The 13,955-nt window shown below is 31.0% G+C and carries 15 protein-coding genes and 1 tRNA gene; 6 read left to right on the top strand and 10 right to left on the bottom strand.

The window, feature by feature from the left end; translation table 11 throughout:
* The first annotated feature begins 44 nt into the window (after positions 1–44).
* Both UEQ13_RS09510 and UEQ13_RS09505 read left to right on the top strand, forming a co-directional pair.
* A complete protein-coding gene (locus tag UEQ13_RS09510; RefSeq protein ID WP_329806116.1) occupies positions 45–2,213 on the top strand; it encodes a S9 family peptidase in 2,169 nt (722 codons plus the stop codon).
* A gap of 99 nt (positions 2,214–2,312) precedes the next feature.
* Positions 2,313–3,257 carry a hypothetical protein gene (locus tag UEQ13_RS09505; protein WP_329806115.1) on the top strand — a complete coding sequence of 315 codons (945 nt, stop codon included), beginning with the start codon at positions 2,313–2,315 and terminating at the stop codon, positions 3,255–3,257.
* A 63-nt stretch (positions 3,258–3,320) separates the two neighbouring features.
* On the opposite strand, the gene UEQ13_RS09500 is transcribed toward UEQ13_RS09505, so the two are convergent.
* The 9 genes from UEQ13_RS09500 to UEQ13_RS09460 form a co-directional block, all read right to left on the bottom strand.
* Positions 3,321–4,787, bottom strand: a complete 1,467-nt coding sequence (locus UEQ13_RS09500; protein WP_329806113.1) for an AAA family ATPase — start codon at positions 4,785–4,787, stop codon at positions 3,321–3,323.
* Positions 4,788–4,833: 46 nt separating this feature from the next.
* The gene (locus UEQ13_RS09495) at positions 4,834–5,943 is read right to left on the bottom strand and encodes a vWA domain-containing protein (RefSeq protein ID WP_329806112.1); all 1,110 of its coding nucleotides are present in this window, start codon (positions 5,941–5,943) and stop codon (positions 4,834–4,836) included.
* Between the two features lie 62 nt (positions 5,944–6,005).
* A complete protein-coding gene (locus UEQ13_RS09490) occupies positions 6,006–6,389 on the bottom strand; it encodes a YchJ family protein (RefSeq protein ID WP_329806111.1) in 384 nt (127 codons plus the stop codon).
* Positions 6,376–6,600: a hypothetical protein gene (locus UEQ13_RS09485; protein ID WP_166126200.1), complete on the bottom strand. Its 225-nt coding sequence runs from the start codon at positions 6,598–6,600 to the stop codon at positions 6,376–6,378. The genes UEQ13_RS09490 and UEQ13_RS09485 overlap by 14 nt, the downstream gene beginning before the upstream one ends.
* Positions 6,601–6,614: 14 nt before the next feature.
* Complete coding sequence (locus UEQ13_RS09480; protein ID WP_329806110.1) at positions 6,615–8,219, bottom strand: class I SAM-dependent methyltransferase; 1,605 nt, start codon at positions 8,217–8,219, stop codon at positions 6,615–6,617.
* Positions 8,220–8,281: 62 nt separating this feature from the next.
* A complete protein-coding gene (locus UEQ13_RS09475; RefSeq protein WP_329806109.1) occupies positions 8,282–8,428 on the bottom strand; it encodes a hypothetical protein in 147 nt (48 codons plus the stop codon).
* Positions 8,415–8,960 carry a hypothetical protein gene (locus UEQ13_RS09470; protein ID WP_329806108.1) on the bottom strand — a complete coding sequence of 182 codons (546 nt, stop codon included), beginning with the start codon at positions 8,958–8,960 and terminating at the stop codon, positions 8,415–8,417. The genes UEQ13_RS09475 and UEQ13_RS09470 overlap by 14 nt, the downstream gene beginning before the upstream one ends.
* A complete protein-coding gene (locus UEQ13_RS09465) occupies positions 8,960–9,526 on the bottom strand; it encodes a hypothetical protein (RefSeq protein ID WP_329806107.1) in 567 nt (188 codons plus the stop codon). Before UEQ13_RS09465 ends, UEQ13_RS09470 begins: the two co-directional genes overlap by 1 nt.
* Before the next feature lies 1 nt (position 9,527).
* On the bottom strand, positions 9,528–10,430 hold the full coding sequence (locus UEQ13_RS09460) for a hypothetical protein (RefSeq protein WP_329806106.1): 903 nt from the start codon (positions 10,428–10,430) through the stop codon (positions 9,528–9,530).
* Between the two features lie 160 nt (positions 10,431–10,590).
* Here UEQ13_RS09460 and UEQ13_RS09455 point away from each other — a divergent pair, with 160 nt between their 5' ends.
* The 4 genes from UEQ13_RS09455 to UEQ13_RS09440 all read left to right on the top strand — a co-directional run bounded on the left by UEQ13_RS09455 (position 10,591) and on the right by UEQ13_RS09440 (position 13,175).
* Positions 10,591–11,601: an SIMPL domain-containing protein gene (locus UEQ13_RS09455; RefSeq protein WP_329806105.1), complete on the top strand. Its 1,011-nt coding sequence runs from the start codon at positions 10,591–10,593 to the stop codon at positions 11,599–11,601.
* 200 nt (positions 11,602–11,801) lie between these two features.
* Positions 11,802–12,509 carry a DUF4369 domain-containing protein gene (locus UEQ13_RS09450; RefSeq protein WP_329806104.1) on the top strand — a complete coding sequence of 236 codons (708 nt, stop codon included), beginning with the start codon at positions 11,802–11,804 and terminating at the stop codon, positions 12,507–12,509.
* Positions 12,470–12,931 (top strand): peroxiredoxin family protein, encoded by a 462-nt coding sequence (locus UEQ13_RS09445; RefSeq protein WP_329806301.1) that lies wholly within the window; start codon positions 12,470–12,472, stop codon positions 12,929–12,931. Before UEQ13_RS09450 ends, UEQ13_RS09445 begins: the two co-directional genes overlap by 40 nt.
* A gap of 163 nt (positions 12,932–13,094) precedes the next feature.
* Positions 13,095–13,175 (top strand) — tRNA-Tyr (locus tag UEQ13_RS09440).
* 54 nt (positions 13,176–13,229) lie between these two features.
* Here UEQ13_RS09440 and UEQ13_RS09435 read toward each other — a convergent pair.
* A complete protein-coding gene (locus UEQ13_RS09435) occupies positions 13,230–13,922 on the bottom strand; it encodes an SIMPL domain-containing protein (RefSeq protein WP_329806103.1) in 693 nt (230 codons plus the stop codon).
* Between the last annotated feature and the right edge of the window lie 33 nt (positions 13,923–13,955).

Raw genomic sequence — 13,955 nt, 5'->3', positions numbered from 1 at the left:
AATTTGTTAGCTTTGTCAACTAATACGAACTAAATTAATTATAAATGAAAAAATATATTTTAAGTTTCCTTTTGGTCGGAAGTATCTCTTTCGCACAAAAACTAACGATTGAAGAAACCGTAACTGGACCAAGAAAATTTGCGCCAACTTCATTAACAGCTCAACAATGGAGAAAAGATTCAAAATCAATTACGTATGTAAGTACTGATTTCACTAGTTTATTAGAGAAAAGCGCAGCTAACAATTGGACAGCAACTACTTTAGCTACAAAAGCAGATTTTGAAGCCGCATTAAAAGCCAAATTTCCAACAGAAGAATTCGCTTTACGTACGTTTCCTACTTCAATCACATGGAAAACAATAACTACTTTTGAAACAGAAATCGCTTCAAAAACAAACAATTATAAAGTAATTTATAATGTAGCTACGAAACAAATTTCTTCTGCCATTGGCTATTCTAACGAAGGCGCTCAAGCTAAATTCGCATCTAATAACAATGTAGCTTGGTTAAAAGATAACAACATCAGAATTACATCAAATAATAAAACAATTGAAGTAACAAACGATGAAAAACCAGCAATTGTAAATGGTTCTGATTATGTACACCGTCAAGAATTTGGAATCGATAGTGGAATGTGGTGGAATGCTTCAGGAACACAATTAGCGTATTATCGTAAAGATGAAACTATGGTTGGAAATTATCCAATTACCAACTGGAACGAACGCGAAGCTGTAAACAAAGATATTAAATACCCAATGGCGGGAATGACAAGTGAAAATGTAACTTTAGTCATTTATGATGTTGCAACTGGTAAAAAAGTAACCCTTCAAACCGGTGAACCAAAAGAACAATATTTAACCATGGTTTCTTGGGAACCAACTGGAAAATATATTTTTATTGGCGTTTTAAATCGTGACCAAAATCATTTAAAATTCAATAAATATGATGCTTCAACTGGAGCTTTTGTAAAAACATTATTCGAAGAAAAAGCAACTACTTGGGTAGAACCTCAACACGCTTTGACTTTCGTACCCAACAATCCAAATCAATTTATTTATCAAACTGATTTTAACGGATACAACCAAATGTATTTGTACAATACAGATGGAAAATTGATTAAAAACTTAGGTTTTAAAGATGTGGTAGTAACTTATTTATTAGGTTTCGATGCGTCGAATTCAAAAATCAACTACATCGGAACAACAAATAATGGTTTAGATAGACAATTATTTCAAGTTGATATAAAAACAGGTAAAACGTTTCAATTAACAACAGTTTCTGGAACGCACAACGCTTCAGTTTCTTCAGACGGAACAATGGTTTTAGATCAATATAGTAATGCTACAACGCCTAATGAAGTTTCGATTTTAAACATCAAAACGAAAATGGCCAATACCACTTTAGTGAAAGCAGAAAATCCTTTTGCAGGAAAAATCGACTTACCAAGAATCGAAATGGTAACTTTAACTTCTCCTGATGGAAAAACGCCTTTAAATGGAAGATTAATTTATCCAGCAAATTTTGATGCGACTAAAAAATACCCAGTAATGGTTTATGTTTATGGTGGTTCGCACGCGCAATTGGTGACTAACAAATGGTTAGGTGGCGCTGGATATTTTGATATCTATATGGCACAACAAGGTTATGTGGTATTTACTTTAGACAACAGAGGAAGTGATGCGCGTGGAAAAAGATTTTGCGATGTTACACATAGAAATTTAGGAGTAAACGAAATGGCCGATCAAATGAAAGGTGTAGAATTTTTAAAATCAAAATCTTTTGTAGACGCCGATAAAATTGGAGTTTTCGGATGGAGTTTTGGTGGATTTATGACGACATCATTACTTACTTCTCAACCAGACACGTTTAAAGTTGGAGTTGCTGGCGGACCAGTTATCGATTGGAAATACTATGAAATTATGTACGGAGAACGTTATATGGATACACCTCAAGATAATCCAGAAGGCTATGCAAAAGCGTCATTATTGGATAAAGTGAAAAACTTAAAAGGAAGATTATTAATCATTCACGGAGCGCAAGATCCAGTTGTAGTGCAACAACACAGTATGAATTTCATTGAAGCTTCTATAAAAGCAGGAAAACAAGTAGATTATTTCTTATATCCAAACCATGAACATAATGTGGGCGGAAGAGACAGAATTCACATGTATGCTAAAATTGCAGATTATTTTGATGTGCATTTGAAGAAGTAAATTCATAAAACAATATAAATTAATTAAATCCGTTTGCTATTAGTGAACGGATTTTTTGTTTAATAAAACTTCCATAAATTTGAATTTAAAAACTGACCTATGAAAAAAATATTTGTTTTATTATTACTGTGTTTATCTGTTTTAGGCTTTTCACAAAATAAAATAATAAATGGAAAAGTGGAAACAATAATTTATACAACTGATAGCACTTATTACAAAAATGATGTATGGAATTATGAAGTTCATTTAATAAAATATGATGATTCTATCTCTGAAAAAATAACAACTGGAAGTTCTTCAAATTTTAAGTTTAGACTAAAAAAAAAATGGCTAAAAAAATATGATGCCATTGAAATTATTAGCAGTGAAGGTCACGCTGCTGTTAATTTGAAATTATTACATAAAAAAGATACAATAAATTTTCTTTTGATGAATCTAAACAATAGGCAATACTTTGAAAATTATTATTCTGTCGGAAAACCAGCTATTTATCTTTATCCAACTATCAAATCTGAAATTAGTGTAAAAAATGATTTTAAAGGAAAAGTCATGAATACTTATCCATTATACAAAAATGGTTGGAATGTTATTGCAGAACCAAATGGAGTTTTATATAATTTAGACGACAAGCGAACGTATAATTATTTATTTTGGGATGGTTCTTATAATTTTACGAAGAAACATTATCGATACGAAAATGGGTTTTATATCAAGAAAGAAGATAACATTAAATTCCTTCAAGAAAAACTAGAGCTTTTAGGTTTGAATAATACTGAAATCAATGATTTTGTAGTGTATTGGCTTCCTGAACTAAATAAAAACGAAGAAAATTTCATTCATTTTTGGGTCAATGATAATATTGATAATTCCTCTATTTTAACTATCACTCCAAAACCTGATACTTTATTGCGAATTTTCATGGAATTTAAAGCGTATCATGGCGAAGAAAAAGTACCTCTACAAGAATTAACCACAACTCCAAGAAAAGGTTTTACCGTTGTAGAATGGGGTGGTTCCAACATTGATGAACCAATTTTGAAATAATATTGGAAAAATAAAAATCCGTTCTAATTTTTAATCAGAACGGATTTTACATTTTAAATTCAACTAAGACAATCTACTTATAAACTTAGCATACGGATCTTTAAATTGAAAACCGTCTTGTGTTCTTTCTTTTGATAATTTATTGTATTCCACTAAAGCCCAAAGTATAAATTCTTTTAGGAAATATTTATCTGAAATGGCAATTTCTGGTTGGTATTTTTGAATTAAATTTTCAAGTGGTTCTACTTCATCTAAGACATTTTTGTACACTTCATCGGAACAATCATCTGACAATTCAAAACCTGATTCATTGAAAAACCATTCTGAAATTTCTGTATAAGGATTGACTTCATTTTGTTTTTCTAATTTCTCTATTTTAGGAAAATAACCTGGGAAAAAAGTATGAATCGCATTGGAGATTAAATATTGCGCCACAACGCCTGCTCCTTCTTGTTCACCTTCATAAACTAATTCTACTTTACCTGTAATGGCTGGAATAATTCCTAAGAAATCAGATAAACGAACCGTTGTTTTTTCTTCGCCATTTTGTAAAGCTCTACGTTCTGCTGTACTAATTAAATTTTCATAAGCGGTTATACTCATACGAGCCGAAACACCACTTTTTGCATCAATATATTCTGATTCTCTAGCTTCAAAACCAACTTGTTCCAACAAATCTTTTGCCAAATTTGGAACATGTACGATTGAAGATTGATTCTCATCTAATTTAGCTTCTTGATGTGTAATGGTTTTAGCAATTTCAATAGTTTCTGGATAATGTGTTAAAATCTGAGAACCAATTCGGTCTTTTAAAGGCGTAACAATACTTCCACGATTGGTGTAATCTTCTGGATTTGCCGTAAAAATAAATTGTAAATCTAACGGCATTCTTAATTTAAATCCACGAATCTGAATGTCGCCTTCTTGCAAAATATTAAACAATGCTACCTGAATTCTAGCTTGTAAATCGGGTAATTCGTTAATTACAAAAATACATCTGTTGGCGCGTGGAATCATTCCGAAGTGAATCACACGTTCATCTGCATACGATAATTTTAAATTCGCCGCTTTTATTGGATCTACATCACCAATTAAATCGGCAACTGTTACATCTGGCGTCGCTAATTTTTCGAAAAAACGTTCGCTTCGGTGTAACCAAGAAATTGGGGTATCGTTTCCTTTTTCAGCAATTAAATCGATAGCAAAACGAGAAATTGGGCTTAACGGATCATCGTTAATTTCAGAACCCGAAACAAACGGAATATATTCATCCAAAAGCTCTACCATTTTTCGGGCTAAACGTGTTTTTGCTTGTCCGCGCAACCCTAACAAATTAATATTATGTCGAGATAAAATAGCTCTTTCTAATTCAGGAATTACAGAATTTTCAAAACCATGAACTCCTGTAAAAGTAGGTTGTTTGGCTATTAATTTATGTCGCAAATTGGTACGTAACTCGTCTTTAATATTTTTTGATTGATAATCTGATGCTATCAATTCACCTAAAGTGTTTATATTTTTAATATCCATTTTTTACTTTATTTTTTTGTGGATTTACATCCTTATACTTGACTTTTTATTTTAATTTCTTTTTTCTATTGGCTTCATAATCTTGAAAAATCATTTCTCCTAAACCTTTCAAACCTGTATAAAAAGCTTTTCCTTGATTGGCTTCTGTAAATTTATCTACGAATTGTTGCAAATACGGATCGTTTGCAATCATAAAAGTGGTTATTGGAATGTGTAATTTTCTGGCTTGAGCGGCTTGTGTGTAACATTTTTCAACGATATATTCATCCAAACCGTTGCTGTTCATGTAATAAGAACCATCTTTTTCACGAACACAACTTGGTTTTCCATCGGTAATCATGAAAATTTGTTTGTTGGTATTTCGTTTTCTTCGAAGCATATCCATGGCTAATTGTAAACCAGCTACAGTGTTTGTATGATATGGTCCGACTTTTAAAAACGGTAATTCTTTAATAGAAATTGGCCAAGCATCATTTCCAAAAACTAAAATATCAATGGTATCTTTTGGATAACGTGTAGTAATAAGTTCTGCCAAAGCCATAGCAACTTTTTTGGCTGGTGTAATTCGATCTTCACCATACAAAATCATACTGTGCGAAATATCAATCATTAAAACCGTGCTCATTTGCGATTTATAATGCGTGTCTTCAATCACCAAATCGTTTTCAGTTAGTTGAAAATCTCCGATTCCGTTGTTGATTTGGGCATTTTTCAAACTTTCGGTTAATGAAATTTTATCTAAAGAATCGCCAAAATTATAACTTCTGAATTCGCCAGTTAGTTCATCACCACCACCAACTTGTTTGGTTTTATGGTTTCCACTACCCGATTTATTTAAATTTCCGAAAATTTGATCTAAAGCTGCTTGTCTGATTAAGCGTTCCGTTTTTGAAGTTATTGTAGTTTCTCCGGAACCACCATCAGGTGAGATTTCTTCACGGATGAATCCTTTTTTCTTTAAATCTTCGATAAAATCTTCAATAGTGTATTCAGGAGTCGTTAATTTGTATTCATTATCCAATTCTCGTAACCAATCGATAGCTTCATCAAAATCGCCTGAAGTGTGTACGATCAATTCTTTAAAAACGCCAAAAAGCACCTCAAAGGGTGTCTTAAATGGTTTTTCGTATGTTTTAAAATAGAATCCTTTTTTCATACACTAAAATTACAAGGTTTATATTTTATAACATAAAAACGAATACTAATTTTTAGTTAAATCTAAAAGAATTTCCCATCTACATAAAACCAAGCGTCTTGAAAGTTGATAAACGTTGATTTTTCGTGATGAATTTGAGGTTTTCTGTTTTCGTCTAAATAATAGGCTTTAAATTCTACTGTATTTTCAGAGAAATTTAAGATTTCTAATTTTTGCCAAGTGTTTGATTTCGCCCAAGCCAAAATATCCGATTTATTAGTATATTTTTTTTGAGAAACGTGTGTCGTATTGTACAAATAATCCGCATTTTGCAAACAATAGGCTGTAAACCTTGAGCGCATTAATTTTTCCGCAGTTGGAACTACTACTCCATCGTAAATATATAGAGAACAGCAATTTCCCAAATGTAATGCACTACCACAAGGGCAAGGTTTAGTCTTTATCATTTTGTATTTTATGTAATAAATGTTTCAATAAAACTTGGTATTTACCTAACTCAATTAAATGCGCATCAAGCGACACGGAATCAATTAAATCTTCCACTTCATTACTTACTTCATGTAAATAAACATGGGCATTTACCAAATCTTTTTTGGCTATGAAGTCAATAATAGTTTGAACTTTCGGTTTTAAATTAACTATTTGTTCTGTAAACATATCTTTTTTTAAAATTAGCCTTTTAATAAATTAATACTAACGGTGGCATAATTGGTATTAGGGAATTTTTTAAAATATAATGGATCGGGAAACAAACCTACTTCGGCGGCGACTTTATGCAAAACGTCAATTTCTACTATGTATTGGTCTGAAAAACCGTGAGTCGCATCGTAAGCCGTTGCAGCTGTATTCCCTAAATTATTTGCTGTTATTTCTGGTGGAATCGTGTGCAATTCTATAATTAACAATCCGAATTTTTGTACATATGTGGACCATTTTTGTAAATGTTCCAACAAATTATCTTCTACTTCGTTGTTTTTAATCCAAACGCCTCTGTGAGCAAATGCACCACTTGACGAACTAATTCTATCTTTTGAAACAGTTTTTGGTGTTTCCCAAATTCTATTATGATCTAAAAAGGTTCTTACATTTAATAAATCTTTCAAATCGATATTGTAATTTTCTTGTAAATCTGAAGCTAATAATTCTGGATTTCCGATATCGCCCCAAATTACTTTTGCCCAAATATCGGCTTTAATTAAATTCGCTCTAGTCACTTTCAAAGCCGCCTGATTATAATCGGCTCCGACCAAAAACAAAGGATAATCATCCAACATTTTTCCTCGAATAGTCTGACGTTCAATTACTTCAAAAATATGTTGTAAAAAAGCGCCATTTCCGCAACCCATGTCTAAAATTCCTTTAGGTTGTTCGTTTATGGGCTTATTGAATAATTCGATAATAATTTCATCAATTACTTTAAAATAAGTCGTGTGCGCACCACCACTTCCCCAAACATTCATTTCTCTATTGACGTGAATTTCATCTTCGCCAACAGCAGTTTCTCTCAATACTTTCGGATTTCCGAACAATAATTTATCTATATTTTTGAACATCGGCAAATAAGAAACCGTTACACCATAAGCCGAAGCTCTTTTGGCAAAAGACAAACCTAATTCTGTAAATTGATAATTGTCTTTTTTATGGGTAAACCAACCTAAATGCGTGAAGAAATCTAAAATGATTTTGAAAACTTCAGGATGTTTATGAAATTCTTCCGGACTGAAAGACGTTTCCATAAAATACTTATGAAACATGCCTGTCATTCCTAAACTTACGATTATTGGTCCAACTAAATAGCCTTCGATATGTGCTAAAAATTGTTCTTGAACAACTCTTTCTTCTTCATTTTCAGAAAGTTGAATATGACATTTGTTTTTATACCATTCAAATAACCTGTTTAAATCTTGGTACGATTCGTTTTGAATTTGTATGGAAGTAAACCAATCTTTCTCATTTAAAACATCTATAACCTCTTCATAAACTGGCGCTAATGAAAAGAAAAGTACCGATTTGGAATTGGTCGCTACTTCAACCGAATTAGTAGCATTATCTAATTTATATTCTAGCAAACCTTGAGAAGCCAAAACTCGCAAAGCTATATTTAGATACCCTTCATTAGCTTTAAATTCTGATGCTAATTTGGATAAAGAAACTTCCTTATTTTCGAGCAGATAGTTTAATATTCCTTTTTGATGTAAGGTGTAAACAACAGGTGCAGTTACCAATCCATCTAAATGCTGAAAAATTCTTTGCCTAAAATTTGAAGTTGTAGTCATATAAAAACTGATTTACTCAAATATAGCAAAAAATTATAGGTAACCGTAAAAAAATAAAGGAATTACTGATTTTTTAGCGATTGCTTATATTGCTCTAAAATTGAAGCTTTTTTGGCAGCAGAAGTTACTTTTGTCTGTTTAATTTTCTTCATATGATTATCCAATTGCTTTTTATGCTTGTCTTGATTTACGGCGTTATTTCTTCCCATCTTGTAAAATTTTACGCAAATTTACGAAACTTTCGTTGGTATTGCTCAATTCTGACAGCATTTTACGTTTAATTTCTTCAAAATCATCAAAAACTAAGTATTTTGCCCAGGACGTATTTTGTAAAACTTCTTTAATCTCTTTGATTCTTTTTGCGATTTCCGAAGCATTTCTTAAAACTTGATTGTTATAATTTGGATTGTTTTTATGATTGAAGTTGACTTCGTTTTTGGCTTCATTAATTTCGATATAAAACAATTTTTCTGTTTCATTATTCGAATAAAAATCGGTCCAACGCGCAAATCCGATGATTTCAGTTTGATTTTTATAATCCGAATTCACGATTAATCGCCAACGACAATTGGCGGCTCTTCCCCAATGGTTTGATTTTCGATATACACCAACTTCTGTGAAATAATATTCACTTCCAGAATTACTTTTGTAACCAAGATTTAAATCGGACAAAACAGAATTATCCACTTGTTGAAACAAGCAAAAAGTATGTTTATGAAAATTGTTACGATGATAAGCCATTAAAACTCGCCTAATTTTAATTCCCAAACCGTTTTTTGCGTATTTCCGAAGGTTTTTACTTTTGGAAACAAATATACCTTTTGAGTCAAATTGTAAGTTTTAGTTTCCGATTTATTTGTAACTATCAATTGGTATTTCATATCGAAACTATTCGCATTTACCGCTTTATTTTGAATCGTATTTACCGTAATCACAAACTTATTTTCTTTGCAATATTGAAGCAATTGCGAAAGTGTAATTTTCTTATTTGTTCCGTTTATAAAATCTTCAACCAAAACGGTATCAGACAAAAACATTTGCTGAATCGATTTATCTAATTCTTTTTTTAAATCGGCAGTATCTGATTGATTATACAACGTTAAATAAGCGTAAAAATCTGTAATTAATTGCTCGCTTTGATTCGCATACGCGAAAATTACTTTCGAATTAAAATTTGCCGAAATAGAATTCATTGCCCCTTTTTTTAAAGAAACTTCTTTAGCAACAGAAACTTCTTCTTTCTGAGAATTACTTTGTCCAATCACAAACATTGGAAAAAGGATAAATATGTAAATTAAGTTTTTCATACTATTCTTCTGTTAATCGTAAAAACGATATTTTATTGTCTTTTTCTTGTCTTAATTCCACAATTTTTAATTTTTTTAACGATGCGGATGGAATTACAATTTTTTGTGAGAATTCCGTTTTATTAAAATATTCTGCACCTAAATCGTTTTGCAGCATAATCATGACTTCCAAATTGTCAGATAATATTTTGTTCAATTGTTCTTTTCTCGTTTGCCAATCTTTGATGTCGCTTTTCATAAATGCCTTTAACATCATGGCGTAATCATTTGGATTTAATTCTACTCGAGAAAGCGGTTCATTTGGTGAAATAGTTATTTCCTTTTGCTTGTAAAACGGACTTTTAATAACGACTTTCGTACCCTTTTCTAAATGTAAACTTTCCGATTTCAAATCGATAGGTTTTTCAACCGAATCTTCCACAACAAAAGCTTTTACATCCTCTTTCGAAATAGAATCTTTCGTATAACTATTTTGAAATTCTAATTTTTGATTGTGGTTTGATGTAAATTTCCAAATGGAAAAACCGATTATCAAAACTCCAAAAATTAAAAGTACTATACCAAATTTGTTCTTTGAATTAGTATTAGAAACTTCGATTCCGCTCAGTTTGACATTATTTTCAAAAGTAAATTTAAATTCATCCCAACCCGATTTGCCAACATACACACTCAAAATATCTAACATATCTTTTCGTGGTAATTTCTCGTTAGTTTCAGGTTTTAAATGCGTGTAAATCCACTTTTCACTAACCGATTGTTTTGTTTTTAGTTGAATGTCATCAATTAGATTTAAAATATCCTGCGAACTGAAACTTTTCCAACTTCCGTTAAAATACGGATAGCTATTTTGGTAGTGCTCCAAAACGCTTTTTTTAAGTTCGTAAAAAATTTCTAAATCTGTCATAAATTGCTTTTCAAAAGTAGTATTTGTTGTTATTTCCACTACTGTAAAACGGCTGTAAATGTACTGAAAATACTTTACAATCAGTAAACAGTGGTTTTGCTAAATAAAAATTTCAATGTCGTTCTAAGTTTGCCTTGTTAAACTTTAAAAACGAAATATCATGAAAAATTTAAACACTCTTTTAGCAACAGTTTTATTAGTAGGAAGTTCTACTTTATTTGCACAACATTCTGGAAATGTCAATCAAGATGAATTAGCTAAAAAAGAAGCCAGCGGAAATTACAATTATCAAAATCAATATCACAATCGCGATGTGCCAACTATTCAAACTTCGTATAGTAACGACAGTGAAATGGTAATTACGATAAAAGGGATTTATAACGAAAAAGCTAGTTGTCAGAAAGCCGTTTTTAGTGTATTACAAGTTGGAAAAACAGCTGAAGAAGTTACCGATTTAATGGATGAAAGATTAGAAGCGGTTATGAATCAATTGAAAACTTTTAATGCCGAGATTGAAGTTATTACGGATATGATTTCATTTGTACCGATGTATGATTACGAAGTGACTAAGAAAATTTTTAATCCGAAAACTTATAATGAAAAACCAAGCGGATTTGAATTGAAAAAAAACCTTATTATCAAATTCAAAAACACCAACGATTTAAATAAAATTATGAGTGTTTGTGCGAAACAAGAGATTTACGATTTAGCAAAAGTAGATTATGTAACGAGTAATTTAGACCATATTAGAGATGTTTTACAACTTAAAGCATCTGAAGAATACAAACAAATGCTAACGAATTATTCGGCAATTATGAATACTGATTTGTTTAAAAAAGAAAAAACGTTAATCGAAGGTTACACGACATTATACCCAATGGAAAGTTACAAAGCTTACAGCGCTTATAGTCAGGCCGCGACCAATTTTTCACCAGAAAGTCAGGTAAATAATATCCGAAAAAACACCACACAATTTTACGATGCGGCGCTGGCGAAATCACACACTTTTGTGGTTAACGCCGATATTACAGAACCAACCATTCAAATATTTTATGATTTAACTATTCGAATTAAATTACGTGAAGACCAACTTCCCAAAAACACAATTATTAGAAACAATAGATATTATATCATTACAGCCACAGGCGATATCAAACCTTTAATTTTATAATATTATTTCTTATTTATTAAATCCTCAACTTTAGATTTAACCGATTTAAAGTTGGGGTTTTTACGTTTGAGAATAGCACAAAATCAATACAATATACTTTCCGATAAGATTTTATTAATCCTAAAAAAATTAATACATTTGCACCCAATAAAAAAGTATAAAACTGAATTTTTCAGTATAACAATTTACAAAACATAAAAATGAAACAAGTAGTAGTATTATTTTCTGCATTAATTTTAATTTCTTGCAATAAGTTTAAAGTTGAAGGAACAGCTGCAGGAGTTGCAAATGGAACAAATGTATTTTTAGTAACATCTGATTCTACTGGAACTCCAAAACCTAAAGATACGGTTAAAGTAACTGATGGAAAATTTGAATTTGAAGGTAAAACTGAAATGCCAGAAATTGCATACATTGCTTTTGAAAAAACGCCAAACGGAAATGTTGGTTTTATTTTAGAAAAAGGAACAGTTTCAATCAAATTTGATACTAAAAACCCAGAGAAAAATGCTATAAGCGGAACAGTTAACAATGATTTATACCAATCTTATAACAATTCCAATTTAGATATTCAGAAAAAGGTAAAAGCAATTTACGATGCAAATGGTGAATTTATGCAAAAAAAACCAGAAACTGATGAAGAAAAAGCTAAAGCACAAGGCATTATGGCTCAGTTGCAAAAAATTCAGTTAGAAATGGATAAAAGATCTAAAGATTTTATTGCAAAAAACACCAATTCTTTTGTTTCATTATTATTAGTTGAAAATTTGTTTTATACTAATAAAATGGATGCATCAAAAGTAAAAACGTTCTATGATGAATTAGATTCAGATTTAAAAGAAACTACTAGTGGAAAAAGTGTGAAAAAATATTTAGACACACAATTACCTACAGAAAAAAAAAAGTAAATAATTCAACCAAAGCAGCTGATTTCTCTGCAAAAACTCCAGAAGGAAAAACCGTTTCTTTAAAAGAGTCTTTAGGAAAAGTTACAATTATTGATTTTTGGGCATCTTGGTGCGGACCATGCAGAGCTGAAAACCCAAATGTAGTAGCGTTATATAACGAATTACACAGTAAAGGTTTAAACATTATTGGAGTTTCTTTAGATGAAGACGCTACAAAATGGAAAAATGCTATTACTAAAGATAAATTAACTTGGACACAAGTTTCTAATTTAAAAGGCTGGAAAGATCCAATTGCATTAACTTATGGAGTGGAAGAAATTCCTTCAACATTTATATTAGATGAAAAAGGAAATATTGTAGCAAAAAACCTTAGAGGTGAAGAATTAAAAGCGAAAGTAAAAGAATTATTAGGTGTAAAATAGTGCATCAAACTATAAAAATCAATCCCATTTTGTACAAATTTACAAAATGGGATTTTTTTATGTTTTTAATTTTCAGAAAGTTAGAAAATAATTTAAATATTCCTTTAAAATAAGTTTGCAACTCAAAAAAACAATTATATATTTGCACTCAAGTTATGGCCACGGGGAGATACTCAAGCGGCCAACGAGGGCAGACTGTAAATCTGCTGTGAAAACTTCGTAGGTTCGAATCCTACTCTCCCCACAAAAAAAAGCACTTCAATTGAAGTGCTTTTTTTATTTTATAACTGTTTGAGTTTTACTCCAAAATAAAACTCACATTTACCGTACAAACAATTTCAATTTCACCAACTGCTAATGTTTCTCTTGGCGCTGCTTCAGCATCCATCATCGCTCCTTTTGCCATAAAAACAGGTTGAGGATAGTTCGTATAAGAATTATCAGAAATCAATATCGCTTTGCCTACTTTTTGTCCAGGTAATACTGAAACATAATCGTCTGCTTTTTTCTTAGCGTTTAAAATCGCCTTTTTTCTAGCTTCTGTTTCGTAGGTTTCCATTTTTGAAGACTTAAACTCCACTCCATTGATAACGTTAATTCCAGTTTCCATAACATCCATCATAAACGCATCGTACTTAGAAATATCTTTTAATGTTACACAAATAGTTTGATTCGCTTGATACGAATATTTCTTTTTTTCATAATCGTAATTTTTATATAAACTCATTTGAGCTGTTTGATAATCAGCTGTTGGAATATTAAACTTTTTGATATACTTAATTACTTTATCAATAGTTACATCATTAAGTGTTTTGACTTCTTTGGCATCTTTACCATTATTCTGTACACCTAATTGGATTACCACAATATCTGGCGTAACTTTAATCTTTCCTTCACCAGAAATCGAAATTTGTGGCACTAATTTGTGTTGTTCCTGACTCATAACATTCATTGTTGTAACTAATGTTAGTAATAAAATTAACTTTTTCATTTTGATTTTTTTTTTAGTTTTAATTTCTATTTC

The organism is Flavobacterium facile (assembly GCF_036321945.1).
Lineage (GTDB): Bacteria > Bacteroidota > Bacteroidia > Flavobacteriales > Flavobacteriaceae > Flavobacterium > Flavobacterium facile.
Note: the sequence above shows the minus strand (reverse complement) of the source record. Positions and strands in the feature narration are given on the sequence as shown.

Excerpts from the sequence above, each read along its gene's own strand:
- UEQ13_RS09450 (WP_329806104.1), top strand. The coding sequence starts at position 11,802 with ATGAAACAAGTAGTAGTATTATTTTCTGCATTAATTTTAATTTCTTGC.
- UEQ13_RS09460 (WP_329806106.1), bottom strand. The coding sequence starts at position 10,430 with ATGACAGATTTAGAAATTTTTTACGAACTTAAAAAAAGCGTTTTGGAG.
- UEQ13_RS09475 (WP_329806109.1), bottom strand. The coding sequence starts at position 8,428 with ATGGGAAGAAATAACGCCGTAAATCAAGACAAGCATAAAAAGCAATTG.
- UEQ13_RS09435 (WP_329806103.1), bottom strand. The coding sequence starts at position 13,922 with ATGAAAAAGTTAATTTTATTACTAACATTAGTTACAACAATGAATGTT.
- UEQ13_RS09500 (WP_329806113.1), bottom strand. The coding sequence starts at position 4,787 with ATGGATATTAAAAATATAAACACTTTAGGTGAATTGATAGCATCAGAT.
- UEQ13_RS09480 (WP_329806110.1), bottom strand. The coding sequence starts at position 8,219 with ATGACTACAACTTCAAATTTTAGGCAAAGAATTTTTCAGCATTTAGAT.
- UEQ13_RS09465 (WP_329806107.1), bottom strand. The coding sequence starts at position 9,526 with ATGAAAAACTTAATTTACATATTTATCCTTTTTCCAATGTTTGTGATT.
- UEQ13_RS09510 (WP_329806116.1), top strand. The coding sequence starts at position 45 with ATGAAAAAATATATTTTAAGTTTCCTTTTGGTCGGAAGTATCTCTTTC.
- UEQ13_RS09505 (WP_329806115.1), top strand. The coding sequence starts at position 2,313 with ATGAAAAAAATATTTGTTTTATTATTACTGTGTTTATCTGTTTTAGGC.
- UEQ13_RS09495 (WP_329806112.1), bottom strand. The coding sequence starts at position 5,943 with ATGAAAAAAGGATTCTATTTTAAAACATACGAAAAACCATTTAAGACA.
- UEQ13_RS09490 (WP_329806111.1), bottom strand. The coding sequence starts at position 6,389 with ATGATAAAGACTAAACCTTGCCCTTGTGGTAGTGCATTACATTTGGGA.
- UEQ13_RS09470 (WP_329806108.1), bottom strand. The coding sequence starts at position 8,960 with ATGGCTTATCATCGTAACAATTTTCATAAACATACTTTTTGCTTGTTT.
- UEQ13_RS09485 (WP_166126200.1), bottom strand. The coding sequence starts at position 6,600 with ATGTTTACAGAACAAATAGTTAATTTAAAACCGAAAGTTCAAACTATT.
- UEQ13_RS09455 (WP_329806105.1), top strand. The coding sequence starts at position 10,591 with ATGAAAAATTTAAACACTCTTTTAGCAACAGTTTTATTAGTAGGAAGT.